This window comes from Brevundimonas sp. BH3, assembly GCF_045345115.1.
In the GTDB taxonomy this organism is placed as follows: domain Bacteria; phylum Pseudomonadota; class Alphaproteobacteria; order Caulobacterales; family Caulobacteraceae; genus Brevundimonas.
In genome coordinates, this window is sequence record NZ_CP150796.1 from 1,864,256 (window position 1) to 1,886,946 (window position 22,691).

Sequence of the window (22,691 nt, forward strand, 5' to 3'; positions counted from 1 at the left end):
GTCAAACCTCGTCGCTTAGAAGCGAGCGCGGGCACCGATGTAGAAGTAACGACCGATTACGTCATAGGTCGACGGATCAGTTTGGAATTGGAAACCGCTAGCATAACGCGGCGGATCCTTGTCGAACAAGTTATCAACACCACCAAACAGTTCAATGGTGTCGTTCACTTGCCATGCACCACTCAGATAGAAGTAGTTATAGGCATCAACCTTGCCGATATCGCCACTTGCAACGTCCGCACCTTCGTCGATAACGCTATCGATGAATACCCAGCGCAGCGAAGCCGAGAAGTCTTCATACGCCCAGCTAAGGCGCGTGTTGAACTTCCACTCCGGCAGGGTGGTTGCACCCGGAGTACCATCACCGATGGTGCCCACGAAGTTATCCGAGATGGCCGAAGCAGCATCCGATTGGAACTGCTGGTTTTCATACCAAGTACCTTGGGTTGCAAAACCCAAACGACCTGTCCACGCTGGCATACCGTAGTCTGCAGGCGTGATGTTCCAATTCACAGCCAAGTCAACGCCCGAAGCTTTGAACGTCGCCAGGTTGGCGTTCGAAGCCGAAATGAAGCCATTCAGACCGGTATTGGTCAGATAGCCTGTTTCAGCATCGCGGTTCAGGTTTTGGCAGTAGACATTCGCGTTAGAGAAATTCGGGTTGAAATCAGCATTGAAGCAGCGCGACAATGAAGTCGAGAAGCCAATCGAAGAGATGACATCTTCAATTTCAATAGAGAAGTAGTCAACTGTAACCGTCAGCGGAGATAGCAACGCCGGGAAGTTCGAAGGCGCGCGGAATACAGCACCAATAGTGGTAGAATCTGCTGTTTCTGGAGCGAGGTTTTGATTACCGCCCGAGAAGGTACGGTACTGCGTACCAACAGAATCCCAAGTTGCCGATATTTGCGACGACTGAGCCTGACATAGCGCCAGAACTTGTGCAGCATTGGCACCGTTACGTGCCGCGCTATCCTTGTCACACGGATCAAGATTACCCGTGGTCACACCTGGGTACGATTCCTGGCGTGTCGAGAACAGCTCACCAACCGACGGCGCACGAACGGCGCGTTGTTGCAATGCGCGGAAACGCATCCATTCGACCGGAGCCCATTCACCACCAGCTTTCCACGTCTCGGTTTGTTGGCCGATCGAGTAATCCGAGTAGCGATATCCACCTTCGAAACCAAGGTAGTTGGCAAACGGCATATCAGCCAAGATCGGCACACGGATTTCCGCGAACACTTCCTTCACATCGTAACCGCCGAAGACCGGACCAGCAGCGTTACCGCCTAGCAGTGAGCCCGTCTGAACACCTTCAGGCGGCACATCGCTGTAATCGATATCACGGTATTCCAAACCAGCAGCGAAACCAACTGCACCTGCCGGCAGATCAAATAGATCACCCGTGATCGAAGCAACCAGGTTCTTTTGCTCGATCGTGGTGTGAGCAAACTGCCCCTTGGCCATGATGTAGTCGACTTGGTCTTGCGTGATATTGCCTGCGCCGAACGGATTCAGCGGTACACAAGTCGAAGGCGCGCCAGTCGAGCCTACTGGCCCCAGTGGCGAGCCCGTCGGGCAACCGGCGAGAGCCGCTCGAATACGGTTGCCTTCTGGGAAGCCTGCAAACTCTTGCGAGCTCTTGTATTTACCGAACGAACCGTACAGATCCCACGACCAATTCTTGTCGTTGAAGGTCTGGAATTCGCCACGGAGACCCGCACTGGCCTGATATGCGTCAGTGTCGTAATTATAGGTACGCGGGCCAAGCTCGTTGGAACGACGCGACAATGTGAACGAACGCTCCGCACCCGAAGCCGGTGCAGGAATCGCCTGCATGAGCAAGTCACGAACATCTGCACTCAGTGTACCGGTGGACAGCGGAATCGCAAATGCTGCTGGCGACTCAGCCAGTTGGTTCGAGCTCGAATAGGTGCTGTACAGAACGTCAGCATAGAATTCGACATGCTGGTTCAGATCGTACTTAATGGTGGTGTAAATGTTCGTACGTTCGTACGGCGACTGCAAAAGGTTCACCGGGTTAAAGTCGTACAGGAACATTTCGTCAGGGTTCCAACCCTGAGTGTTCGGCCCCTTATAGCCCCAGGTGCCGTCACCGGTACCTGCAACAAACAACGATCCGTCTGGGTTAAAGCCCAAACGCTGGCCACCATAGATCAAGTTGGTCTGATCTGCAGCGCTCATGCCCAGCCCGGCAAAATAGGCTTTGTAGTGACCCAGAGACGCCGCATCTGCGTTTGGCGAAATTGAGAATGTGCCATCACCCGTAGTCGCCGAACCGTTAGGAACGCATGTGCCATCGTTGAAGCAGTACTCGGCCGTACGTGAGATATCGCGTTCAGTTTGAGCAATACCATCACGAGTATTGTGCGACGCGGCAAAGGTGAAGTGGCCACGACCATCGCCGAAGGCACCGCCTGTCATCAGGTTGTACTGGACTTCCTTGCCGTCGCTCTCGCCCGAGATACCGTATTGGGCGGAAACTTGGACACCTTCAAAATCATCTTTGAGAATGAAGTTGACGACACCCGAAACAGCGTCTGCGCCGTAAACGGCCGATGCACCACCGGTGATGATTTCCACACGGTCCATCAGGCCAGACGGAAGGATCGAGATATCCACCGCGCCATTCGACGAACCGGGAACCATACGACGTCCGTTGACCAAGGTCAGGCCGCGCGAAGTACCCAATTGGCGAAGATCAAGGAACGCAGCACCACCCGACGACGGGTTGTTGTTGGTTTTGGTCAGCGACGGAGACAACTGTGGCAGCGAGTTCAGATAGGTCTCAATGCTGGCCGAGCCGATTTCCTCAAGTTGCTCCGCACCGACGGTTACGATTGGGCTGGTGCCGGTCGTATCACGAACACGAATACGCGAACCCGTGACGACAATCTGCGATACTTCGGTAACTTCTTCGGATTGCGGTTGCGTTTGGGCTTGAGCAACGCCCACCCCACCCATCACGGCGACGCCCGCAATAATCGAAGATGCTAGCAAACGCTCGCGTTTCGATAGCGTTTTCATTCTGGTTTTACCTCCAATGAGGAAGGCGGCTTGAGGTTCCCCTCTCTAAGCCCGCGCCTCCTGTTCCCCGCCACCGATTCATCGAGATGAAGGGCAGCTGACAACCCTCACTAAGACGAGATAACCTCGTTAGGCTATGGCAATTAACTTTCGGCAACGAAAAAGGCCAGATAATGTCATAATTTAGCAACGCTCGGTTTGGGCGCTTTCAGGGTCAAAATTTTTGAGATGCGGAAATGAACGAAAATCGTACAAAAACAAAATCAAAGCACAGAATTATATTAGCCCATATAGGGATATTATCAGCGATATATTGCACACCCGCCTTCTCGCAATCAGCCTCAGCGCAAGACCGTCAATCCGCCATGAACCTGTTGGTAAATTGCCTAGAAATTACCGACACAGCTCAACGATTGGCCTGTTTCGACTCACAGGCGCTTATAGTTAAGAATCAAATTAATGCCGGTGAACTTGTAGCCGTATACAAGAATGAAATTGCTGAAACTCAACGGAGCCTGTTTGGGATCGATCGTATTCGAATGCCGAGTTTCTTTGAAAATTCGAACGAAAGCGTCAATGAAATCAACGCCACAATTGAGTCCGCTATTCGTTCTCCAATTGGAAAATGGCACTTCGTTCTCGATGACCGATCCGAATGGGTGCAAATCGATACCACCAATCCCTACTTTAACACCCGCAAGGGCGCGCCTGTCCGCATTCGCCGTGGAAGCCTCAACAGCTACTTCCTAACAGTGGGAAATTCTTCTGCTATCAGGGTATCCAGACGTCGCTGATCCTTGCGTCGGGAGTGCCTTATGCAGTTCACCAGAGAGTTTGATTTTGCCTATGGGCGTTGCGACCGCTTGTCGGAGCGGGTCGAGCGTGTGATTGCCAATAATCCGGGCCCGTTCACGTTTACGGGCACGGGTACCTATATTGTGGGCAGGGCCTATGCGGGATCACAGGTCGCCGTGATCGACCCCGGTCCGCCGGATCAGGATCATCTGGCCGCCCTGCTCCGCGCCATTGGGCCACGCACAGTCAGCCACATTCTGGTGACGCATACCCATGCGGACCACTCGCCTCTTTCGCACGACCTCGCCAAGGCCGTTGGCGGCGCGCCTATCTATGCCGCACGGCCGCCACACGGGGATAATCACGGCCTTCGTCTGGATGAGAGCCATGACGAAGGCTTTGCGCCGGATATCATCCTGAATGGTGGAGAAGCCATCGAGGGCGATGGCTGGACGGTCGATGTTATGGCCACCCCCGGCCATGCATCGAACCATATCTGCTTTGCCCTGCGTGAAGAGAACGGCCTGTTCAGCGGCGATCACATCATGGGCTGGTCCACCACCATTGTGGCACCGCCCGATGGAGATATGAGCGACTATATGGTCAGTCTGGAAGCCATCATGGTTCGCGGGTTCGACACGATATGGCCGACCCACGGGGCACCCATTGTCGATGTCGAACCTTTCCTGAAGGGCTATCATGCCCACCGGATGCAGCGCGAGGCTCAGGTTCTGGAGCGTCTGGCCGCCGGTGACACCACCGTGGCCCAGATGGTGCCGGTCCTATATTCCACCGTTAGCCAGAGCCTGTGGCCCGCCGCCAGCCTGTCGGTACTGTCGCATCTGCAAAAACTGGTGCGTGACGGGCGTGCAGAAACGAACGATGCCAACAGCCTGCAAGGCCATTGGCATCTGGTCGGTCACATTTCCTAGCCGCCTAGCGTAGCGCGTTCATCTCGGCGACGACGCGCTTGGCCAGATCACAGGCGCGTGGCCCGATCGGCATATTGTCACGCGCCGCCACGCGCACATCGGTACGCCCCGGACGGATACGAACCGTGACATCATGCTGGATACCGAACCACATCCCCTGTTGCCAGCCGTCTACGCGGAAGGGCGAAGAGCCCATCACTGTCACGCCCGATTGCTTTAACGCCCATGCGACAACATCAGGCGAAAGTTGACTGTCGATAGCCTGCAAACCTTCGCAAGCCACAGCGCTGCTCGGCAGAACACGCGCAGCACGACGATCCGACAGCATGGTGCGGCCAAAACCCGGTGGATCCTCGGCATTGGTCGTGACATCGCGTGGATCAGGCCCGATGCGCGACAATTGGTACTTATAAACCCCGAACGTACCGCCTGCGACCAACATGGCCGTCAGTGCATAGAGCCACAGACCACGGTCCTTCAGCATCAGCAGCACCGAGAGCAGGGCCGCAGCCAGCCCCGCCCATGCCAATATCGAACCCAGTTTAAGGGCTATCAGACCCAGACCGGTTTCCAGACTGATCCATCCCAGACGGGTCGCCAAAACCGCCACCAGCACCATGACCGGCGTGATACAGGCGATCAGCACGGCCAATCGCGCCCAAACCGTCAGCTTCTTGTCCGGTTGCATTTTGTCACCTTCCCGAGATGCCTAGCCAGCTGAAGGCAAACGATAGTCCTTCATCCGTTCACGAAGTAGCTTCTTGTCTATCTTGCCTGTGGCGCCAAGCGGAATTTCATCAACCGCAACAACATCATCGGGCATCCACCACTTGGCAATCTTGCCAACGAGGAAGTCCAGATGCTCCTGCTTGTCGAGGACTTCGCCTTCCTTGAGCTTGACGATCAATAGCGGGCGCTCGTCCCATTTCGGGTGCGCGGCACCGATCACAGCGGCCAGTTCGACCTTGTCGTGACCTACGGCAATATTCTCGATCTCGATCGAGCTGATCCACTCGCCGCCCGATTTGATGACGTCCTTGGCGCGGTCGGTAATGTGCATGAAGCCGTATTCATCAATGGTGGCCACATCGCCCGTATCGAAATAGCCACCGTCATCCAGAACGGAGCCGTCCCCCTTGAAATAAGCCCGCGAGATGGTCGGTCCCTTGATCATCAGGCGACCAAAGGTCGTGCCGTCATGGGGGAGTTTTGCGCCAGCTTCATCGACCAGTTTCAGTTCGACTCCCAACGGCGGCATGCCTTGCTTGACCCGCTGTTTGACCTGATCGTCATAGGACCAGTTCTTCATTTCGGGCAGGATGTTGGAAACTGTGCCGATGGGCGAGGTTTCGGTCATACCCCAGCCCTGCACGACCTCGACATTGAACTCGTCATTAAAGATGCGGATCAGACTTTCGGGCGCCGCGGCCCCACCGATCATGACCCGCTTCACCGTTGAAAGCTTGAGATTGTTCTCGCGCATATGCTGCAACAGGCCCTGCCAGACGGTCGGCACCGCCGCCGAGAAGGTCACGCCTTCGGTTTCCAGCAATTCATAGATGGACGCCCCGTCCATCTTGGCCCCCGGCATGACCAGCTTGGTGCCCGCCGCAGGACCGGCAAAGGCGATCCCCCACGCATTGGCATGGAACATCGGCACCACCGGCAGGATCACATCCCCCGGTGTTGCGCCCAGCACGGTCGCCTGTAGACCCATCAGGGTGTGCAGGAAGTTGGAACGGTGTGAATACAGCACCCCCTTGGGATTGCCCGTCGTACCGGACGTATAGCAAAGACCGCAGGCCGTTTGCTCGTCAAAGTCGCCCCATTTCACATCCGCAGACGCTTGGTCGATCAGGCTTTCATAGGCCTCGGCATTGGGCAGCTTGGTCTGCGGCATATGGGCCGCATCGGTCATGATGACGAAACGCTCGACCTTTGGAATATGCGGCAGGATCGCTTCCAGCAGCGGTACGAAAGTCAGATCCGTAAAGATCACACGATCTTCGGCATGGTTGATAATATAGACCAGTTGCTCGGGAAACAGACGCGGGTTGAGCGTGTGGCACACCGCACCAATCCCCATAATGCCGTACCAGGCTTCCATATGGTTGCCGGTGTTCCATGCCAAAGTCGCGACACGGTCGCCCTGCTGGATGCCCCATGCCTGAAGGACGTTGGAAACCTTGCGCGCACGCTCATGCAGTTCGGCATAGGTCACCCGCACAATCGGCCCCTCGACAGAGCGCGTCACCACTTCACGGTTCGGATGCCATGCCTTGGCATGGTCCAGAATACGATCAACCGTCAGCGGCCAGTCCTGCATGAGTCCGAGCATGGGCGTCCCTCTATAAATATAGTCCCGTTTGCGCTTGTTTTGGTTCAAAGACCCGCGCTTTACCGGACGCTAAGCCATTAAGGGCGGGGCTGGCAACGTGACCTTAGGTCAGGTTTGCCGCGACAAAATGTATTTTTCGGCTTTTGGCTGTCTTGCGCCCTGCCTTGCGACAGTGGATGAGGTCGGCATGACCATTCTGATTGCGATCACCGGCGGCTCGGGTTCGGGCAAGTCCACCCTTGCCGAAGCCCTGATTTCCTGCCTTCCCGAAGGCAAGGCCACACTGTTGCGCGAAGATTCCTATTATCGGGATGCTGCTTCGGTCCCCGGTTTCGATCCGGCAACTCATGATTTCGATCACGTCGATTCCCGTGATCACGATCTGTTGGTCCACGACCTGCAAGCCCTGAAAGACGGTCACGACATTGTCGCTCCCCTCTATTCCTTCATCACCCACGGTCGCGAAGAAGGCGGCGAGATGGTCAAAGCTGCCGATGTAGTGGTGATCGAAGGTACGCACCTGTTGTGCAATCCGGCATTGACGGCTCTGTTCGACATCAAGGTCTTTGTCGATACGCCTGCCGATATCCGTTTTATACGCCGCCTGCTGCGCGACCAGATCGAGCGCGGCCGCACAGCGGATTCAGTGGTCAACCAGTACCTGCTGACTGTCAGACCGGGGCATGAGGCCTTTACCCAGCCATCACGCATTCATGCTGACTTTATCGTCGCCGATACGACCGCTGCTGTCCGCTTGGTCGACCATGATGCGGTTATGCGACTGGTTGCACCCGTTCTCGCACACCCCCTGCTTGCAGCATTCAAATAGCCACGCGACTAATAGTTGCGCCCAGATCAGAACCACGAATGCTCCGGCCAAGGCGCATTTAAACTACGGATTGTTATATTATTTCACGATATTAAATAACATCGCTACGCTTGCACTTACGGCAAAGCTGGATCACTGTTATTCATAGGGCAACAATCCGGTGAACAGCAAATGTCTTCCCCACAGGACCCCCGCGTTCATGCAATCATCCGCGAAGCCAGACTGCGCTTCGTGGCCGACGGGTATGCTGCGGCACGAATAGAACCCATTGCCCGCTCTGCCGGTGTATCGACGGCAACGCTCTATACTTTCTTTCCCAGCAAGGCCGCATTGTTCGAGGCCGTTATCGAAGCGGCCGCCAAAGAATTTTATGACCGCGTTGGCCCTCTGGTGAACACTGCAACACCTGACAGAGCCATGCTGACGGACTATCTGACCCGATATACTGAATTTCTGTCCGACAGCTTTGTGCGGAAAATGTTTCGTCTGATCGTGGCCGAACGCCCGCGCTTCAACACGCAAGCCATAGATTTTTTCGACAGGGGCCGCGGCGATATCGCCCACGCCCTGATTACTATGTTCGAAACCATGAGCGCCAATGGCCTCATTAAGCTCGAAAAGCCCAGCTGGGCCGTTAGCCAGCTACTAGGCATGATCGAACATCCGGTTCTTCTGCTTCCGCTGGCCTCGGGCAAGGATCCGGTACAGGCCCGTAGCGCCAGCGCTATTGCCGAAGATGCCGTAGAGACCTTCTGGGCTCGCTACGGTACATAAGCCTTACGGATATAGACGCTCAATAATCCACGCATCGCCCTGCTTCACGAACCGCATGCGGTCGTGCAAACGATATTTCCGATCGCGCCAGAACTCGATCGACACAGGCACCAGACGCCAACCCGACCAGTGCGGCGGACGCGAGACGTCCTTCCCCTCGAAGCGCTCGGTTTCCTCAATCACGCGCTGTTCCAGTACCTGACGGTTTTCCAGCAGACGAGACTGCGACGACGCCCATGCACCGATGCGGCTTTCACGGGCACGGCTGGCAAAATAGGCATCGGCCTCTGCCGCTGTCACAGGCTCTATCACACCGCGCACTCGCACCTGACGACGCAGGGACTTCCAGTGGAATACAAGAGCCGCAACCGGATGCGTCGCCAGATCCTGTCCCTTGGCGCTTTCAAGGTTGGAGAAGAACGTAAATCCGCGCGCATCCATATCCTTCAGCAACACAATCCGTGCATCCGGCATACCCGACGCATCCACAGTGGCAAGTGTCATGGCATTGGGATCATTCGGCTCGGTCGCGCCCGCCTCCTTCAGCCAGTCGGCAAAGATGGCGAACGGATCAGCACCTTCAAAAATGCTGTCATCCGAATTGCGAACCAGTTGGGCTTCGTATTCGTCGCGTGACGGGCTGGGGGGGATGGCGGAGTGACTCATAGCTCGCTTATAGCCCGCCCGACGCGATTTGCCCAAATATTGAACGTCGTTCATCAGCTTTACAGAAGATGATTACGGTTAACACCCTCTTGACCATATGGGGTCAGTGTAGGGTCCATGAGCGCAAGGCCACTCACAGTTCTGGACGCCTACCGGATACTGGACCTGACAGGTCCGGTCAGTCCGGCCGAGCTGTCGGCTGCGTTCCGCCGCGTCGCCAAGGCGGTCCACCCCGATCAGCCAAACGGCGATGTGGTGCTATTCCGCTATGTGGTCGATGCCTACCACCTGCTGCAACAACAATCAGGTCAGCGATTGCTGCTGGAGGGGCCACAGGCATCCGCACTGCGTGTTGTCCGCCCCGATCCCGAGATCGTTATCTCGCCGATGCAGGCCTTAAAGGGCGGCATTACCAGCCTTTATGTCGATGACCGCCTGTACCGTGTTCGCCTTGCCCCGGGCCTGAGGCATGGCGACCAGCTGCGCCTCAAAGACCTGATGACTGTGCCGGTGAAAATCAGACCCCGCGATGGGCTGTCGGTTTTCGGCTCCGACCTGTTCTATCAGACCCGCATCGAGGCCCATCTGGTGCGCGATGGCGGTCGGGTCGAGTTTGACACCCCCGTCGGCCCAAAATCGGCTTGGCTGGTACCGGATATGACCTCGCCGGTCAGGTTGCGCTTCGAAGGTTTGGGCCTTCCTGCGCGCGGTTCGCGCCCTGTCGGTGACCTGTTTGTGTCGCTGGAAGCCAAGCCTGAAAGCCTCACCGAGACACAAGATCGTCACCATCGCTTCACTCAGCTCTGGACGACACAGGCCGTAGCGGCTTAAGCCCTAGCCTCATGTCACATAACAGCTTCGGTCACCTGTTCCGCATCACCACCTGGGGCGAAAGCCACGGGCCGGCTATTGGCGTCGTCGTTGACGGCTGCCCGCCGCTGATCCCGCTGACCGAAGCGGACATCCAACCCTTCCTCGACCAGCGCAAACCGGGCGGCAGCCGCTTTGTCACCCAGCGCCAAGAGGCCGACGCGGTGAAAATCCTGTCTGGTGTGTTTGACGACGGTAGCGGCCCTGTCACCACCGGCACCCCAATCAGCCTGATGATCGAAAACACCGACCAGCGCTCCAAGGACTATGGCGAGATCGCCCACGCCTTCCGCCCCGGTCATGCCGACTTTGCCTATCAGGCCAAATACGGCGTGCGCGACTATCGCGGCGGTGGCCGCTCGTCGGCCCGCGAAACCGCCAGCCGCGTGGCGGCCGGTGCCGTAGCGCGCAAGGTTCTAGGCGACAGCATCCAGATCCGCGCGGGCGTGGTGCAGCTTGGTCCGCACCGCATCCCTGACGACCGGATCGACTTCAGCGCCGTTTACGACAACGCCCTGTTCGCCGCCTCGAACGAAGTGGTGCCGGAATGGGAAGCCTATCTGGACACCGTCCGCAAAGCCGGTTCCAGCATCGGCGCAATCGTGGCGCTGGAAGTCACCGGCGTTCCCGCCGGATGGGGCGCACCGCTCTATGCGAAACTGGATAGCGAACTGGCCGCAGGGCTGATGACCATCAACGCCGTCAAAGGCGTGGAAATCGGCGCGGGCTTCGAGGCTGCCATGCTGTCCGGCGAGGAAAACGCCGACGAGATGCGTATCGGCCCCGATGACGAGCCGGTCTTCCTGTCGAACAAGGCGGGCGGCATCCTCGGCGGCATCTCGACGGGCCAGCCCGTCACCGCCCGCGTGGCCTTCAAACCCACCTCATCCATCCTCACCCACCGCCAGACCATCAACCGCGACGGCACCGAAGTAGACTTGCGCACCAAGGGCCGCCACGACCCGTGCGTGGCTCTGCGCGGCGTTCCGGTGGTGGAAGCTATGGCAGCGATTGTGCTGGCGGATGCAAAGCTGCGCCAAAGGGCGCAGGTGGGATAATAGATAGCCTAAAATAGCAAGTTACCCAGCCACACCACAGCGAAGCGTAGGCCGCTTTTAAGCGGTGCCTACAATCATCATAATAATTAAATCTCAGCAGGTGTGATGTACGCGTTTCTGCGTCAGCGTTACGCCCAAGAACCCTTCGCGCGACCATATTTACAAGAACATCAGTTGATGACACTCTGAGGGAAATAAAACCAAGAGTGATCCATGAAACCACATGTTCGAGCGGCTATTGTGGCCGCCGCTCTCAGCCATCACGGCAAACGTAATGTGTCGTCTGTATATGACTTTTCAGCAGGCAGTTACCATAATATCGTAGCTAGTTTTAACGGACAGTCGTTGACTGCCTTCGACTATACAAAAGGCGCTCATTTTAGTGGAACAATCCCGAACTTGTTCCACTACGGCGAGAGCTGCCACATACAACTAAAACACAAGTCAGGCGATAAGTATGATGGCTTTGACTATGGAAGCTCTCATCACTTTGAACTAACTATTAAGCACAATGGTCAGGTAGATTTTTTTGACTACGGCGCGGGATCCTATTTTACTTACAAGGGCTGAACACATCTAATACACCAACAATCCTATCACGCTGTTACAATCCGTGATCGCCACACCTCTATTCGTAACAGTAACTGTTCCTTATATAGCTCTCAACGAAGCAGCAACGCGCTGCACACTTAAGCGTTAGGGAGATCACCATGATCGATGTCCGTCCTTTCAATACCCTCGGTGGCGCCAACCACGGCTGGCTGAATGCCAAGCACCACTTCTCGTTCGCCAACTATTACGATCCGAACCGTATGGGCTGGGGCCGTCTGCGCGTCTGGAATGATGACGAGATCGGTCCGAAGTCGGGCTTCCCGCCCCACCCGCACGCCGACATGGAAATCATCACCTATGTCCGCACGGGGGCCATCACCCATCAGGACTCCATGGGCAACCAAGGCCGCACGGGTGCTGGCGACGTTCAGGTCATGAGCGCTGGCACGGGTGTTCGCCATGCCGAGTACAACATGGAGAACGAGCTGACGACGCTGTTCCAGATCTGGATCGAAACGGATCGTCCGGGTGCACAGCCTTCGTGGGGTCAGCGCGAGTTCCCCAAGGCCGACCGCTCGGGTCAGTTCACCATCGTCGCCTCGGGCAACCCTGCCGACGAAGCCCTGATGATCAATGCCGACGCCCGCGTTCTGGCTGCGACCCTCAAGGCCGGTGAAAGCCTGTCCTATGATCTGGCCGCCGGTCGCCGCGCCTATCTGGTTCCGGCAGTCGGCAAGGTGGATGTGAACGGCACCACGTTGAACGCCCGCGATGGCGCAGGCATCGTCGATGAAGCCACCATCACCATCACCGCCAGCGAAGACGCCGAACTGGTCATGGTCGACAGCCTGTAACGGGCTCGACGCCTTACAGCATCAGGGGGACACCATCGGTGTCCCCCTTTTTGTTTAGGCCCTGTTCCAGAGCATTTTCGCATTCGGATGCGGCAGACCCTGATCATCGGTTTCACGGGTGCTGACCACCGCAAAACCCATGGCCCGATAAAAGCCGACCGCACTCTCATTGTCGGTATAAACCTCTAGCGACAGTGCATTTCGGCCGTTTTCGACATGGCGCAGCAAGGCCTTGCCTATGCCCTGCCCCTGACAGTCAGGGTCAACAAACAGGGCCGCGATGTGATCGTCCATCAAACTGGCAAAACCGACAGGCCGGTTATCCAGGCAGGCCACCATGGTGTTGGCCATAGGCAGATAAACCGCCTCCATCAGCGACTTCTGCTCGCGCAGGGTATGTTCGCCGATAAAGTCGTGGGCGATCATAGATGCCCTGAACCAGATGTCAGACAGGTGTGATGTATCCGTGCCCGCGACGAACGGGCGGATCGACAAGTTCTCGATCATGTGAAATTCCAAAGATTAAACACAGAAAATCAGCGCCTCCATGCGGAGCGCTGGCGAACCCTTTCGGGTGGCTCAAATTGTTTCTCTGCGCATAAATCTCCGTCGCGATTTGCGGCAGGTTAGCCGCGCCAGCTTCATAAGGTCAATTCGGTTTTAAGTTGCGCCATCAACTGCGTTGCCGACATAGCCCGCGCCCTTGGTGCGCCCTGCCCCGCCCATTGCGCGCCAAACCTGCCGTCGCCCGCCGATTTCGCCGCCTGATTGAGCGCCTTGCCCGCATCATAGGCGCGGGGATAGTCCGCCACCAAGGCATCTTGCCCCTGATCCAGAGCTGTAAATCCATTGGACAGACAACGCGCCGGACGCCCCGAAATCACCCGCGTCATCACCGTATGGCGGGCCGCATCACTGAACAGAGCCGCGCGATAGGCATCATCGGCGGCGCTTTCATCACAGCCGACAAAAGCCGTGCCCATCTGGGCCGCCACCGCCCCCATATCCAGAGCGGCCCGTACATCACGGCCATCCATAATACCGCCTGCGGCTATGACCGGCAGACCGGCTTCTTTCACCAGCAATCGCGTAAGATTCCCCATGGACAGACGACTGTCGGGCATATCGGGATCGAACATTCCACGGTGCCCGCCCGCTTCATAGCCTTGGGCCACAACGGCATCCATTCCCGCATTCCTTGCAGCCATGGCCTCGTCCAGACAGGTGGCGCTGGCCATCAACAGGCACCCCTTGGCCTTGAGGGCCGCAACCTGCGCGGCATCGGGCAATCCAAAATGGAAACTAACCACCGCAGGGGCCGCCTCCAGAACAACCTCCAGCATGGCCTCGTTACCAAGAAAACTGTCATAGATGGTTCGAAGTTTCTTGGGTGGCTCAGCTCCAAAGCGCTGAAAATACGGGGCCAAATAATCCAGCCAAGCCGCCTCGATATGCGGTTGCAGCTTAGGATCGGCATGCACGAACAGGTTGACTTGATAGGGGCGCGCCGTCTGGTCCCGCACCGCTTGCATCATAGAGGCTGCACTTGCAGTATCCGCGGCACCCAGCCCCAGCGAACCCAGACCGCCCGCCTCGCAGACAGCAGCCGCCATAGCAGGTGTTGATACACCCGCCATCGGGGCCTGAATGATCGGCACTTCAAGGCCGAGGTTTGCAGCCCAACTCATTCCCGCTACCTCTATTCAGTCAACTGCCCCTTCCAGACCTGTAACTTTAAAGGCCTACTCCATGACAACCGCAATCATACGCTGTTCGTGCGTCATCATGGCCGCCCTGCTCCTACAAGGATGCGTCGCCGGTGCTGTTGTGGGCGCAGGTGCTGCAGTTGTAGGTGGAGCCGCAAAAGTAACCGGCACGGTAGTTGGCGCAGGCATCGATGCCGCGCATACCTCTGACGAAGAACTACGCGAAAAACGCGAACGCGAGCAGCGCGAGGCCGAACGCGAAGCCCGCCGCTGTGAACGTCGCCAGCAACAGGGTAAGGCCTGTTAGGGCTTTAAAGCGCCCTCGCCCGCCCCATCGTCCACACCACCAGTGCAGACACACCACACGCGGCAATGGCGGATACGATCGGCACCAGCGACGCCACACGTCCGGCCTCGATCGCCCAGAACACCGCCGCCAAAACGCCGCCCATAACCACAACCCACATGGCCAGATAGGTAAAGCGGTCAATCGCACGGCGTTTGGCGATGCGTTCCAGAACCGCGATCTCGAACCCGTAATCCTGTGCGGGCGGTTTTGATGCCGCAAACAGGGCTTGCAGCTTTTGCTCGGGGCTCATGATGGTTCTCCCAACGCCTTCAACAAACGCTCGCGTCCTCTGGAAAGATGGGATTTTACCGTCCCCAGCGGAATACCCAAAGAGGCGCAAATCTCGGCATGGCTCCAGCCTTCGGCCAAGGACAGCGCCACACAGGCCCGCACATCTGCGGGCAAATCGGCCATCGCCTTTTCCATCGACAACCGTTCCTCGGCACTGACACCTTCGGGTGTGGACAAGGATTGCAGCCAGTCCTGATCGCGGCGGGCGCGGCGCTGGTTGCTGCGGATATGATCTTGGGCCCTGCGCCAAGCGATGCCGATCAGCCATGAACGAAACCTTTCGGGCTGAAGCACCGTATGTAGCCCCTGCCACGCCTGGACAAACACATCCTGAGCAACATCGTCGGCATCGGCCCAGCCGCTGCCCAGTATCCGGCGCAGGAAGCCGCGCACCACAGACTGATGCGCCACCACAAGCCGTCCATAGGCCATGTCCGATCCGGCCTGTGCCTCGGCCAGCCAACGGATTTCCTGCGGTGTCATTGGTTCAGCGCCCCGCTATACTCGTCCCTATTTCTTGAATGTCAGGGCCAGCGCCATCACCAACGCCCAAACCATGACCGCCCCCATCGTAAACGACACGATCATATACCCGGTCGCCGCTACTCCACTGATCGAGGCCGCATAACCAAAGCCCAGTGCAAAAACTGCAAACAGCCCGACCAGCGACCAGTAGTGCATTGGCCCCTGCGCTTTTGACGGTGTCGTTGGAATGCGGTTCGGCGCATTCACACCTTCTTCCGCCAGCGAAAAGCCGTTGGTCAGTGCCGTCAGCACCTCTTGCGGCGGAGCCTCTCCCCGCTCGGCATAGACTTTGAGAACGTCCAGCATGGCACGGTGCTGTCGGTATTTGAGGAAGGATGTGAACGCAGCATAGACAATGCCGAATAGCGGCACCGAAAACACCAGCACCCAGAAAACCCAGCCCATAGCGCGACCCTTTTCAAACCTTCGAAAACCTTGTTTCGTCAGTTAGTCGTCACCGCAAGGGCATTTGGATGCAGTGCCCGCATCAAAAAACCCTGCTTCAAGCCCAAGAAGGTTCAGCCATGAGCGAAGATAAGGTCAAAGGCCCTGCATCCTATTTCCCCTCCATCGAGAAGAAATATGGCCATCCTATTTCGGAATGGCAGGGCGTTGTGCGTAGTGCCTATCCGGCCAAGCACATGGAACTGGTCGAGATTTTAAAGCGCGACCACGAGATGGGCCACGGCCACGCCAATGCCGTTGTGGCCTACACCCTAGCTGAAGACGGCCTGAAATAGGTTCAGCGTACGCCGATATATTTGTGGGTCTGGATACTAAGCCGCCACTGAGGGTGGCTCAGGCAATATTCCATAGCCGCCGCCGTGTTGGCGACCTGATCGGGACCATCCATCGGTTGCAGCCAGAACCGTTCGAAATCCATATGTTCGAAGCGTTCAGGCATAGCCTTTTCCTGCGGATAGACCAGTTTCAGTTCCTGACCCGAGGTTTGCACCACCTCGGCATCGGCCTTGGGGCTAATACAGATCCAGTCAATACCTTCGGGGGCCTTGATCGTGCCATTGCTCTCGATAGCGATCTCGAAACCGCGCGCATGCAATGCGTCGATCAATGGCGCATCCAGTTGCATCAATGGCTCGCCACCCGTGCAAACCACAAGTTTGGGATCGCCTTGACGGCCCGTCCAGAAACTATTGACGTGATCGGCCATCAGGTCAGCGGTCTTGAACTTTCCGCCGCCATCGCCGTTCACCCCGACAAAATCGGTATCGCAAAAAGTGCAGACTGCTGTTGCACGGTCACGCTCCAGCCCGCTCCACAGGTTGCAGCCCGCAAAGCGAAGGAAAACCGACACGCGGCCCGCCTGCCCCGCCTCGCCCTGAACCGTCAGGAAGGCTTCTTTCACCGAATAGGTCATCAGCCCTCGATCCATTTGCGGTAACCCGCTTCGCGCAGTTCACACGCCGCGCATGTGCCACAGCCATAACCCCAGTCGTGACGATGCTCACGATCACCGGCATAGCAGGTGTGCGAAGTCTCGATAATGGCATCCACCAGAGGTTGACCGCCAATATCCTTGGCCAGTTCCCACGTTTCGGCCTTGGTCAGATACATCAGCGGCGTCTCGATCGGCACCGGACGGTCCAGCCCCAAGCTCAGGGCCTGTGACATGGCATCAATGGTGTTCTGACGACAGTCGGGATAGCCGGAATAATCCGTCTCGCAAACGCCAGTCACCAGCACCTTCAAGCCGCGACGATCAGACAAGGCTGCAGCCGCCGTCAGAAAGATCAGGTTACGACCCGGCACAAAGGTCGGCGGCAGGCCGCGCTCGTCCATTTCAATGGCCACTTCACTGGTCAGAGTGCTTTCGGCAATGCGACCGTACCCAGTCAAATCAACCACATGATCCGGCCCCAGACGCTCGGCATATTGCGGCAGAACATCCTTCATCGCCTCGCGCACAGACAGACGCGCTTGCATCTCGACAACATGGCGCTGTCCGTAATCAAAGCCGATAGTTTCGACACGCTCGTACTTCTGCAACGCCCAAGCCAGACATGTGGCGCTGTCCTGCCCCCCTGAAAACAAAACGAGAGCGGATTGGGACGATGTGGGCTTGAAAGCGTTCATAGCAAACCTGCGGTCGGCCAATAGCCGCGCGCATCCGGACAAAACTGATAAGAAAGGTAAGTTGCCGCTACTTATAGCGACTAACCGCTACTGCTGCAAAAAAGCAGCATTTTCATGGTGGGTTATTCCATGAATCCTCTCTTCGCCAGCGGCTTAACAGTTCGGAAAAGGTTTCCGAGCGATGTTACATTCCCATCAGTGGAGTGCGGCAATGCCGACGGTTGAGTTGCTCACAGAATGTGTGCCGCCAATAAACCCCGAGGCTTCTGTCCCCGAGGTATTCAGTTGGTTTCAGGCACATCCTGACGCCATGGCGCTGCCCGTGGTCGAAAACGGGCGTCCTATAGGCCTGATAGACCGTCAGGAATTTCTTCTGAAACTTGCGTCTCCCCTGGGCCACAGTCGTTATGCCTCGCGGCCGGTTTCATGGATTATGGATTCTGATCCATCGGTCGTTGACGCCGACACCCGAATTTCCGCCTTTTCAGAGATCATTTTAAAATCCAGCGCCTCGACCTTGATGCGCGGTTTCATTGTGACGAAGGAAGGCCAGTATTTCGGCGTTGGGACAGCGATCAAACTGTTTCACCACGTCAATCTGATTCAGGCGACGCGGCTCAAAGAACAGGAACACCATATCGCCGCGCTACAGGCCCAGCAGATCGACAAGGCTGCTGTTTCCAGTGCGCGTAATCGTTTTGTCGATACCCTGACGCAAGCCCTTAGCGCTCCGCTTTCCACGGTTGACGCCTTTTCCAAGATCATCAGTCGCCAGCCCTTGCCTGTTGAAACGAGAGGCCATCTAGACGCCCTCATGCAGGCTTCGGATGAAAGCCTAAGTATGCTGCAAAAGGCCCGCGATCTGGCGCGCGCCGAAGCAGGCGAACTTCAACTGGATCTGGCACCGATAACCCCGCGCATTGTCATGGACCAGATTACTGCCGACTGGACCCAGCGGGCCGGTGATGCCGGCGTAACCCTGATGGTCAGTTATGAGGGAGACACCGACCTCAGCCTTCTGGTCGATGAAGCCCGTTTTCGCGCAACCTATGACACCCTGATCCAGTGCGCCCTGAAATGGGCGCGTAACGGCATGCTCGAAGTCGGTTTGAAGGCCGTCATCCGCGACAACCTTGTCGATCTGGAAGCACGCGTTCGTGACGACGGTCCCGGACTGGAACCGGATCAATTAGCCACCTGTTTCGGAGACCTAGAAACCACAGGCGACCTTTCCAGCGCCATGGCATGGCATCTGCTTACGCGCATGGAAGGCCATATTTTCGCCCGTAACAATCAGGGGCGCGGCACGACTTACGGCTTTGACGTGACCGTCCAGCGCGCCCTGCCTGACGTCAGCCATGAGGTCAATGTTACCCAGATCGAAAGTCTGGAACTGACCTCGCGTCCGCATGTGCTGATTGCGGATGATAATGCCACCAACCGTGTCGTTGCCCGCGCCCTGTGTGAAATGTTCGGCTGCACTTCCGAAACGGCTGAAGATGGCGAGGAAGCGGTAGAGGTCGCACGGACAGGCCGTTTCGATTTGATCCTCATGGATATCAAAATGCCGCGCATGGACGGGGTTCAGGCTACACGCGTCATTCGCGCCCTCGCCGATGATCGCGCTCTGACACCCATTATTGCCCTGACCGCCAACGCAGATCCTGAAGATGTTGTCGGCTATATTGCTGCCGGCATGGCCTCAGTAGTCGAAAAACCGATCAAACCCGAACGTTTGCGCATGGCCATGATTCGCGCCCTGGACGAGCGTCAAAACCTGAATGATTCAGACACGGTCACGCGGTTAAGTCTTCGGAACTGATCGCGCGTGCTGGACAGCGCCCCATAGCAAAGGCCAGTGTTCAGATCTTCCAAGGAGATCTGATGCCAAACCCCGATTTGCTCGCTATTCTGCCTCAACTGGCTTCAGGGTCAGCCCATACCCATGCCCTGGGTTTCCAGCTGGAAAACATCGAGGGTCGACGTGTGCGTATGCGCGTTCCCTATCGCCCCGAACTGGTTGGCGATCCGGCATCAGGCGTCTTATCCGGCGGGCTGGTCAGCACCCTCCTCGACCATGTCGGCGGTATGTCGGTATGGCTGGCCCTGGACCAATTTCAATCCATCGCCACTTTGGACATGCGGGTAGACTATATGCGGGCTGCTGCCCCCGGTCGCGACCTACTGGCCGAGGCTGAGTGCTATCAGTTGAACAGGACCATGGCCTTTGTGAGAGCATGGGCCTTCGAAGACACTCCCGACAATCCCGTCGCCGCCTCGCAAGCCGCCTATATTATTCACAAGCCCGCTCTGCGCGATCACGGCACCAATCAGTCTCACGTTCAGGCTCAGGCAGACGCATAATGACCAAACCCCTGCTCGACCACCTGCCCTATGCCCGCTTCCTGAACCTCAAGACCGACATTTACGGTGACGAGGTGACTGTTGTGATGCCGTTTTCAGAGCACTTGATCGGAAATCCATTGATCCCCGCTTTGCACGGTGGTTCGACCGCCGCGCTGCTGGAATTGGCCGCTATGGCCAAGGTGTCCCACGATTATCCGCGTCTCCGCCTTCCTCGTCCGATCAATGTGTCGATTGCTTATCTACGAGTCGGTAAAGCCAGCGATGTCTATGCGCGTGCCCACATTAGCAAGGCCGGAAAGAAGGTCGCCTATGTGACCGCATCGGCATGGCAAGAAGGTCAGGACAAACCGATTGCAACCCTAACTGCACATTTCCAGCTTGACGATACTACCGGAGATTAGTCGATGGTAAAAATTACGTAAATTTTAAGTTAATAAAGTCTTTACGAACAACCTTAACAACTGTTAAACATATTTCGCCAGATCGGCGTTATATGGGGAACAAGTATGGACCGCTCCGAAGTCGTAACCAGCATCTCGACCGAACTGTATGCTACTGAACAGTCGGTGGATGCCGCTATCGCCCACGCCGCAGCCATGGTTCAGGCCATGATTTCGGGCCGCACCGCTCTTTCGGTTTCGCCCGTTGCAGGCTCGGCCTCGCAAGCTAAGGCCCTCGCCACGCTTGCTGCTCTCTCCACCGCGCGCGAAGCTATCGTCGAGTGCCACGCCGAAATGCAAAAAGACCACCGCCGGATGGGCTGGGGTGTCTATGCAGCCGGTCCGGCAGACAAGCCGCTGGAGTGGGATGACTCGCCGATGCCTAGAAAATCTGCTCACCTGCGCGCAGTCTAACAAATCGGTAACGCACGATTTATTAGGAAATAATCCTACAAATAGCCTCCATCGTTTAGCGCGATGGAGGCTATTTTTGTTTACCACCATAACCGGATGGGCCGGCGCATTACTCATGTTAGCAGGATGCACCTTCGCCTTAAGCCTGGGTGGGAAAACTGAAAAAATCGCAGCAACAGCCTATCTTTTATGTTGGCTGTTCAGCACGCTGGCACGCATCAGCCTCCTCGATCAGGAGCTTTCCATTTTTACAGTAATGTTGCTTGACGTTACATTACTTATTATATTTTTAACTCTAGTTTGGAAATCATCATCAAATTGGCCAGTATGGGCAACCGCATTACAGCTTCTAGTTGCTACGTTGCAATTTCTATATGTTATAGACTTTAAAATTACAGTTTCTGCTTACTATACTATTTTGAACGTCTCTTCTATCGGCATCATTATCTCACTGATCGTCGGTACATTTTCTGCATGGCAAGAACGTGCCGTGATCGGCTCTAGTCGCAATGATATAGGTAGATATTCCTAAGACATTAACCTATTTTGGGCGTCCCCTAGGACAGACCCATGACACTTACGCACGCCAGTATCTGGAAAGGCTTGGACACCTTGGCCAAGCGCGCCGGCACTTCGCCATCAGGGTTGGCCCGTCGTGCAGGTCTGGATCCGACAAGCTTCAACCCTTCCAAACGCTTTGGCCCTGGCGACCCGCCGCGCCCGCGTTGGCCCTCGACCGAAAGTCTGGTGCGGGTACTGGAAACCTCACAACTTTCGCTTAGCGAGTTCGCCAGCCTAGCCGACGATGCAACGCCTTTAACCCTACCTGTTCTCGGGCTGGCCAAGGCCGGCAAGGAGGGCTTTTTCTCCGATGAAGGTCTGCCCTTGGCCGAAGGCTGGGAGCGCACACCTCTGCCCGCGCTGCGAGACGGCCTTATCAGTCTGGAGATCGACGGCGATTCCATGCTTCCCCTCTATCGCCCCGGCGACAAGGTGATCGTGGATCTGGAAGACACCCGCGTCCGCAAGGGTGACCGCATTGCTCTTCGTACCCTGGACGGCGAAACCTTGGCCAAGGAGCTGGGTTTTATTTCCCATAGTCAGGTCGAACTCTTGTCCATCAATCCCGACTATGCCCCCCGTACACTGGACCGAAAGGACATCCAATGGATGGCCCGTATCGTCTGGGTCAGCCAATAGAAAAGGCCGCCTGAAATCCAGACGGCCCTTCCCACGAAATACGGTTAGATCAGTAGTTACTGACATAGCGGGCATTGACCCAGCCACCACCGGCAATCTGCACCCATTCGCCCTGCGAACCGATGGCTGTGAAAGGCTGACCTGCTGACAGATTACCGCGCACACCATAGTTGGTGCCAGGACCCGAGCGGATACGCAGGTTAGACGTTGCGCGGTACATGTCCTGCGAACCCTGCTGATTTGCACGGGCGCGCTGTTGGTTACAGCCGATATAGGAACCAGCCGCAGCACCGGCACCGGCTCCTACAACCGCCCCCAGAGCGCGCTCATTACGCGAGACCTGACTGCCAGCCAAACCGCCGATAAGCGCACCGATTGCAGCACCCGCTTGCTGACGTCCACCGGGAGCGTCGCAGTTGGTGATACCGTTAGCCTGCGCATTGGCCGTCATCGGCACAGCCGCAGCAGCGATAGCGGCGAAAATGGAAACACCGGCCAGACCGGCCTTAAAGGATTTCGACATGGCTCTCTCCTGTCGTCGAGTTGGTCGTGAGGAGACAATGCCCAACCCCGCCTGAAGGCTCCC

28 protein-coding genes are annotated in these 22,691 nt (G+C 56.9%); 16 read left to right on the plus strand and 12 right to left on the minus strand.

The features are described 5' to 3' along the window. Positions 1–15 precede the first annotated feature (15 nt). Positions 16–3,051 carry a TonB-dependent receptor domain-containing protein gene (locus WEU32_RS09105; protein WP_406851669.1) on the minus strand — a complete coding sequence of 1,012 codons (3,036 nt, stop codon included), beginning with the start codon at positions 3,049–3,051 and terminating at the stop codon, positions 16–18. A gap of 236 nt (positions 3,052–3,287) precedes the next feature. On the opposite strand from WEU32_RS09105, the gene WEU32_RS09110 reads away from it, so the two are divergent. Beyond that, positions 3,288–3,845, plus strand: coding sequence for a hypothetical protein (locus WEU32_RS09110; RefSeq protein ID WP_406851670.1), 558 nt, complete (start codon positions 3,288–3,290; stop codon positions 3,843–3,845). A 21-nt stretch (positions 3,846–3,866) separates the two neighbouring features. Next, on the plus strand, positions 3,867–4,778 hold the full coding sequence (locus tag WEU32_RS09115; protein ID WP_406851671.1) for an MBL fold metallo-hydrolase: 912 nt from the start codon (positions 3,867–3,869) through the stop codon (positions 4,776–4,778). A 4-nt stretch (positions 4,779–4,782) separates the two neighbouring features. Here the strand turns inward: WEU32_RS09115 and WEU32_RS09120 are convergent, their stop codons facing one another. Both WEU32_RS09120 and WEU32_RS09125 read right to left on the minus strand, forming a co-directional pair. After that, positions 4,783–5,466, minus strand: coding sequence for a DUF1499 domain-containing protein (locus WEU32_RS09120; protein WP_406851672.1), 684 nt, complete (start codon positions 5,464–5,466; stop codon positions 4,783–4,785). 21 nt (positions 5,467–5,487) lie between these two features. Continuing rightward, complete coding sequence (locus WEU32_RS09125) at positions 5,488–7,116, minus strand: long-chain-fatty-acid--CoA ligase (RefSeq protein ID WP_406851673.1); 1,629 nt, start codon at positions 7,114–7,116, stop codon at positions 5,488–5,490. A gap of 187 nt (positions 7,117–7,303) precedes the next feature. On the opposite strand from WEU32_RS09125, the gene udk reads away from it, so the two are divergent. Together udk and WEU32_RS09135 are read left to right on the plus strand one after the other, a co-directional pair. After that, positions 7,304–7,945 (plus strand): uridine kinase, encoded by a 642-nt coding sequence (gene udk, locus WEU32_RS09130; RefSeq protein WP_312136781.1) that lies wholly within the window; start codon positions 7,304–7,306, stop codon positions 7,943–7,945. 171 nt (positions 7,946–8,116) lie between these two features. Then, positions 8,117–8,719, plus strand: coding sequence for a TetR/AcrR family transcriptional regulator (locus WEU32_RS09135; protein WP_406851674.1), 603 nt, complete (start codon positions 8,117–8,119; stop codon positions 8,717–8,719). A 3-nt stretch (positions 8,720–8,722) separates the two neighbouring features. Here WEU32_RS09135 and pdxH read toward each other — a convergent pair whose 3' ends face one another. After that, positions 8,723–9,385 carry a pyridoxamine 5'-phosphate oxidase gene (gene pdxH, locus WEU32_RS09140; RefSeq protein WP_406851675.1) on the minus strand — a complete coding sequence of 221 codons (663 nt, stop codon included), beginning with the start codon at positions 9,383–9,385 and terminating at the stop codon, positions 8,723–8,725. Positions 9,386–9,502: 117 nt separating this feature from the next. On the opposite strand from pdxH, the gene WEU32_RS09145 reads away from it, so the two are divergent. The 4 genes from WEU32_RS09145 to WEU32_RS09160 all read left to right on the plus strand — a co-directional run bounded on the left by WEU32_RS09145 (position 9,503) and on the right by WEU32_RS09160 (position 12,719). Then, entirely contained in the window at positions 9,503–10,216 is a 714-nt protein-coding gene (locus tag WEU32_RS09145; protein WP_406851676.1) for a J domain-containing protein, read from the plus strand. 11 nt (positions 10,217–10,227) lie between these two features. Next, on the plus strand, positions 10,228–11,313 hold the full coding sequence (gene aroC, locus WEU32_RS09150) for a chorismate synthase (RefSeq protein WP_406851677.1): 1,086 nt from the start codon (positions 10,228–10,230) through the stop codon (positions 11,311–11,313). 213 nt (positions 11,314–11,526) lie between these two features. Further along, positions 11,527–11,883, plus strand: coding sequence for a hypothetical protein (locus WEU32_RS09155; protein ID WP_406851678.1), 357 nt, complete (start codon positions 11,527–11,529; stop codon positions 11,881–11,883). A 140-nt stretch (positions 11,884–12,023) separates the two neighbouring features. Beyond that, complete coding sequence (locus WEU32_RS09160) at positions 12,024–12,719, plus strand: pirin family protein (RefSeq protein WP_406851679.1); 696 nt, start codon at positions 12,024–12,026, stop codon at positions 12,717–12,719. Positions 12,720–12,773: 54 nt separating this feature from the next. Here the strand turns inward: WEU32_RS09160 and WEU32_RS09165 are convergent, their stop codons facing one another. Both WEU32_RS09165 and WEU32_RS09170 read right to left on the minus strand, forming a co-directional pair. After that, positions 12,774–13,226: a GNAT family N-acetyltransferase gene (locus WEU32_RS09165; protein WP_406851680.1), complete on the minus strand. Its 453-nt coding sequence runs from the start codon at positions 13,224–13,226 to the stop codon at positions 12,774–12,776. 134 nt (positions 13,227–13,360) lie between these two features. After that, complete coding sequence (locus WEU32_RS09170) at positions 13,361–14,407, minus strand: NAD(P)H-dependent flavin oxidoreductase (protein ID WP_406851681.1); 1,047 nt, start codon at positions 14,405–14,407, stop codon at positions 13,361–13,363. 61 nt (positions 14,408–14,468) lie between these two features. Here WEU32_RS09170 and WEU32_RS09175 point away from each other — a divergent pair, with 61 nt between their 5' ends. After that, complete coding sequence (locus WEU32_RS09175) at positions 14,469–14,732, plus strand: hypothetical protein (protein ID WP_406851682.1); 264 nt, start codon at positions 14,469–14,471, stop codon at positions 14,730–14,732. Positions 14,733–14,736: 4 nt separating this feature from the next. Here WEU32_RS09175 and WEU32_RS09180 read toward each other — a convergent pair whose 3' ends face one another. From WEU32_RS09180 to WEU32_RS09190, 3 genes are read right to left on the minus strand one after another with little or no spacing between them, the layout of a single operon-like run. Then, positions 14,737–15,024: a hypothetical protein gene (locus WEU32_RS09180; protein WP_406851683.1), complete on the minus strand. Its 288-nt coding sequence runs from the start codon at positions 15,022–15,024 to the stop codon at positions 14,737–14,739. Beyond that, complete coding sequence (locus tag WEU32_RS09185; protein WP_312812693.1) at positions 15,021–15,548, minus strand: RNA polymerase sigma factor; 528 nt, start codon at positions 15,546–15,548, stop codon at positions 15,021–15,023. The genes WEU32_RS09180 and WEU32_RS09185 overlap by 4 nt, the downstream gene beginning before the upstream one ends. A 27-nt stretch (positions 15,549–15,575) precedes the next feature. Next, entirely contained in the window at positions 15,576–15,995 is a 420-nt protein-coding gene (locus WEU32_RS09190; RefSeq protein ID WP_312136758.1) for a hypothetical protein, read from the minus strand. 119 nt (positions 15,996–16,114) lie between these two features. On the opposite strand from WEU32_RS09190, the gene WEU32_RS09195 reads away from it, so the two are divergent. After that, positions 16,115–16,330, plus strand: a complete 216-nt coding sequence (locus WEU32_RS09195; RefSeq protein ID WP_406851684.1) for a DUF4287 domain-containing protein — start codon at positions 16,115–16,117, stop codon at positions 16,328–16,330. A gap of 2 nt (positions 16,331–16,332) precedes the next feature. Here WEU32_RS09195 and queE read toward each other — a convergent pair whose 3' ends face one another. After that, positions 16,333–16,968, minus strand: coding sequence for a 7-carboxy-7-deazaguanine synthase (gene queE / locus WEU32_RS09200; RefSeq protein WP_312812691.1), 636 nt, complete (start codon positions 16,966–16,968; stop codon positions 16,333–16,335). Beyond that, positions 16,968–17,684 carry a 7-cyano-7-deazaguanine synthase QueC gene (gene queC, locus WEU32_RS09205; RefSeq protein WP_312136753.1) on the minus strand — a complete coding sequence of 239 codons (717 nt, stop codon included), beginning with the start codon at positions 17,682–17,684 and terminating at the stop codon, positions 16,968–16,970. The genes queE and queC overlap by 1 nt, the downstream gene beginning before the upstream one ends. A 211-nt stretch (positions 17,685–17,895) precedes the next feature. Here queC and WEU32_RS09210 point away from each other — a divergent pair, with 211 nt between their 5' ends. The 6 genes from WEU32_RS09210 (at position 17,896) to WEU32_RS09235 (ending at position 22,105) form a co-directional block, all read left to right on the plus strand. After that, complete coding sequence (locus WEU32_RS09210) at positions 17,896–19,506, plus strand: response regulator (protein ID WP_406851685.1); 1,611 nt, start codon at positions 17,896–17,898, stop codon at positions 19,504–19,506. Positions 19,507–19,568: 62 nt separating this feature from the next. Further along, positions 19,569–20,048 (plus strand): PaaI family thioesterase, encoded by a 480-nt coding sequence (locus WEU32_RS09215; RefSeq protein WP_406851686.1) that lies wholly within the window; start codon positions 19,569–19,571, stop codon positions 20,046–20,048. Next, positions 20,048–20,452: a PaaI family thioesterase gene (locus WEU32_RS09220; protein ID WP_312136748.1), complete on the plus strand. Its 405-nt coding sequence runs from the start codon at positions 20,048–20,050 to the stop codon at positions 20,450–20,452. The genes WEU32_RS09215 and WEU32_RS09220 overlap by 1 nt, the downstream gene beginning before the upstream one ends. Before the next feature lie 105 nt (positions 20,453–20,557). After that, positions 20,558–20,905, plus strand: coding sequence for a hypothetical protein (locus tag WEU32_RS09225; RefSeq protein ID WP_312136746.1), 348 nt, complete (start codon positions 20,558–20,560; stop codon positions 20,903–20,905). 76 nt (positions 20,906–20,981) lie between these two features. After that, on the plus strand, positions 20,982–21,437 hold the full coding sequence (locus tag WEU32_RS09230) for a hypothetical protein (RefSeq protein WP_406851687.1): 456 nt from the start codon (positions 20,982–20,984) through the stop codon (positions 21,435–21,437). Positions 21,438–21,475: 38 nt separating this feature from the next. Continuing rightward, positions 21,476–22,105 (plus strand): helix-turn-helix transcriptional regulator, encoded by a 630-nt coding sequence (locus WEU32_RS09235; RefSeq protein WP_406851688.1) that lies wholly within the window; start codon positions 21,476–21,478, stop codon positions 22,103–22,105. A gap of 49 nt (positions 22,106–22,154) precedes the next feature. Here the strand turns inward: WEU32_RS09235 and WEU32_RS09240 are convergent, their stop codons facing one another. Further along, positions 22,155–22,628: an SH3 domain-containing protein gene (locus tag WEU32_RS09240; RefSeq protein WP_312136740.1), complete on the minus strand. Its 474-nt coding sequence runs from the start codon at positions 22,626–22,628 to the stop codon at positions 22,155–22,157. Between the last annotated feature and the right edge of the window lie 63 nt (positions 22,629–22,691).

What these genes read in the sequence shown, in the direction of transcription:
- WEU32_RS09105 (WP_406851669.1), bottom strand. Translation starts at nt 3,051, where the DNA reads ATGAAAACGCTATCGAAACGCGAGCGTTTGCTAGCATCTTCGATTATT.
- WEU32_RS09110 (WP_406851670.1), top strand. Translation starts at nt 3,288, where the DNA reads ATGAACGAAAATCGTACAAAAACAAAATCAAAGCACAGAATTATATTA.
- WEU32_RS09115 (WP_406851671.1), top strand. Translation starts at nt 3,867, where the DNA reads ATGCAGTTCACCAGAGAGTTTGATTTTGCCTATGGGCGTTGCGACCGC.
- WEU32_RS09120 (WP_406851672.1), bottom strand. Translation starts at nt 5,466, where the DNA reads ATGCAACCGGACAAGAAGCTGACGGTTTGGGCGCGATTGGCCGTGCTG.
- WEU32_RS09125 (WP_406851673.1), bottom strand. Translation starts at nt 7,116, where the DNA reads ATGCTCGGACTCATGCAGGACTGGCCGCTGACGGTTGATCGTATTCTG.
- udk (WP_312136781.1), top strand. Translation starts at nt 7,304, where the DNA reads ATGACCATTCTGATTGCGATCACCGGCGGCTCGGGTTCGGGCAAGTCC.
- WEU32_RS09135 (WP_406851674.1), top strand. Translation starts at nt 8,117, where the DNA reads ATGTCTTCCCCACAGGACCCCCGCGTTCATGCAATCATCCGCGAAGCC.
- pdxH (WP_406851675.1), bottom strand. Translation starts at nt 9,385, where the DNA reads ATGAGTCACTCCGCCATCCCCCCCAGCCCGTCACGCGACGAATACGAA.
- WEU32_RS09145 (WP_406851676.1), top strand. Translation starts at nt 9,503, where the DNA reads ATGAGCGCAAGGCCACTCACAGTTCTGGACGCCTACCGGATACTGGAC.
- aroC (WP_406851677.1), top strand. Translation starts at nt 10,228, where the DNA reads ATGTCACATAACAGCTTCGGTCACCTGTTCCGCATCACCACCTGGGGC.
- WEU32_RS09155 (WP_406851678.1), top strand. Translation starts at nt 11,527, where the DNA reads ATGAAACCACATGTTCGAGCGGCTATTGTGGCCGCCGCTCTCAGCCAT.
- WEU32_RS09160 (WP_406851679.1), top strand. Translation starts at nt 12,024, where the DNA reads ATGATCGATGTCCGTCCTTTCAATACCCTCGGTGGCGCCAACCACGGC.
- WEU32_RS09165 (WP_406851680.1), bottom strand. Translation starts at nt 13,226, where the DNA reads ATGATCGAGAACTTGTCGATCCGCCCGTTCGTCGCGGGCACGGATACA.
- WEU32_RS09170 (WP_406851681.1), bottom strand. Translation starts at nt 14,407, where the DNA reads ATGAGTTGGGCTGCAAACCTCGGCCTTGAAGTGCCGATCATTCAGGCC.
- WEU32_RS09175 (WP_406851682.1), top strand. Translation starts at nt 14,469, where the DNA reads ATGACAACCGCAATCATACGCTGTTCGTGCGTCATCATGGCCGCCCTG.
- WEU32_RS09180 (WP_406851683.1), bottom strand. Translation starts at nt 15,024, where the DNA reads ATGAGCCCCGAGCAAAAGCTGCAAGCCCTGTTTGCGGCATCAAAACCG.
- WEU32_RS09185 (WP_312812693.1), bottom strand. Translation starts at nt 15,548, where the DNA reads ATGACACCGCAGGAAATCCGTTGGCTGGCCGAGGCACAGGCCGGATCG.
- WEU32_RS09190 (WP_312136758.1), bottom strand. Translation starts at nt 15,995, where the DNA reads ATGGGCTGGGTTTTCTGGGTGCTGGTGTTTTCGGTGCCGCTATTCGGC.
- WEU32_RS09195 (WP_406851684.1), top strand. Translation starts at nt 16,115, where the DNA reads ATGAGCGAAGATAAGGTCAAAGGCCCTGCATCCTATTTCCCCTCCATC.
- queE (WP_312812691.1), bottom strand. Translation starts at nt 16,968, where the DNA reads ATGACCTATTCGGTGAAAGAAGCCTTCCTGACGGTTCAGGGCGAGGCG.
- queC (WP_312136753.1), bottom strand. Translation starts at nt 17,684, where the DNA reads ATGAACGCTTTCAAGCCCACATCGTCCCAATCCGCTCTCGTTTTGTTT.
- WEU32_RS09210 (WP_406851685.1), top strand. Translation starts at nt 17,896, where the DNA reads ATGCCGACGGTTGAGTTGCTCACAGAATGTGTGCCGCCAATAAACCCC.
- WEU32_RS09215 (WP_406851686.1), top strand. Translation starts at nt 19,569, where the DNA reads ATGCCAAACCCCGATTTGCTCGCTATTCTGCCTCAACTGGCTTCAGGG.
- WEU32_RS09220 (WP_312136748.1), top strand. Translation starts at nt 20,048, where the DNA reads ATGACCAAACCCCTGCTCGACCACCTGCCCTATGCCCGCTTCCTGAAC.
- WEU32_RS09225 (WP_312136746.1), top strand. Translation starts at nt 20,558, where the DNA reads ATGGACCGCTCCGAAGTCGTAACCAGCATCTCGACCGAACTGTATGCT.
- WEU32_RS09235 (WP_406851688.1), top strand. Translation starts at nt 21,476, where the DNA reads ATGACACTTACGCACGCCAGTATCTGGAAAGGCTTGGACACCTTGGCC.
- WEU32_RS09240 (WP_312136740.1), bottom strand. Translation starts at nt 22,628, where the DNA reads ATGTCGAAATCCTTTAAGGCCGGTCTGGCCGGTGTTTCCATTTTCGCC.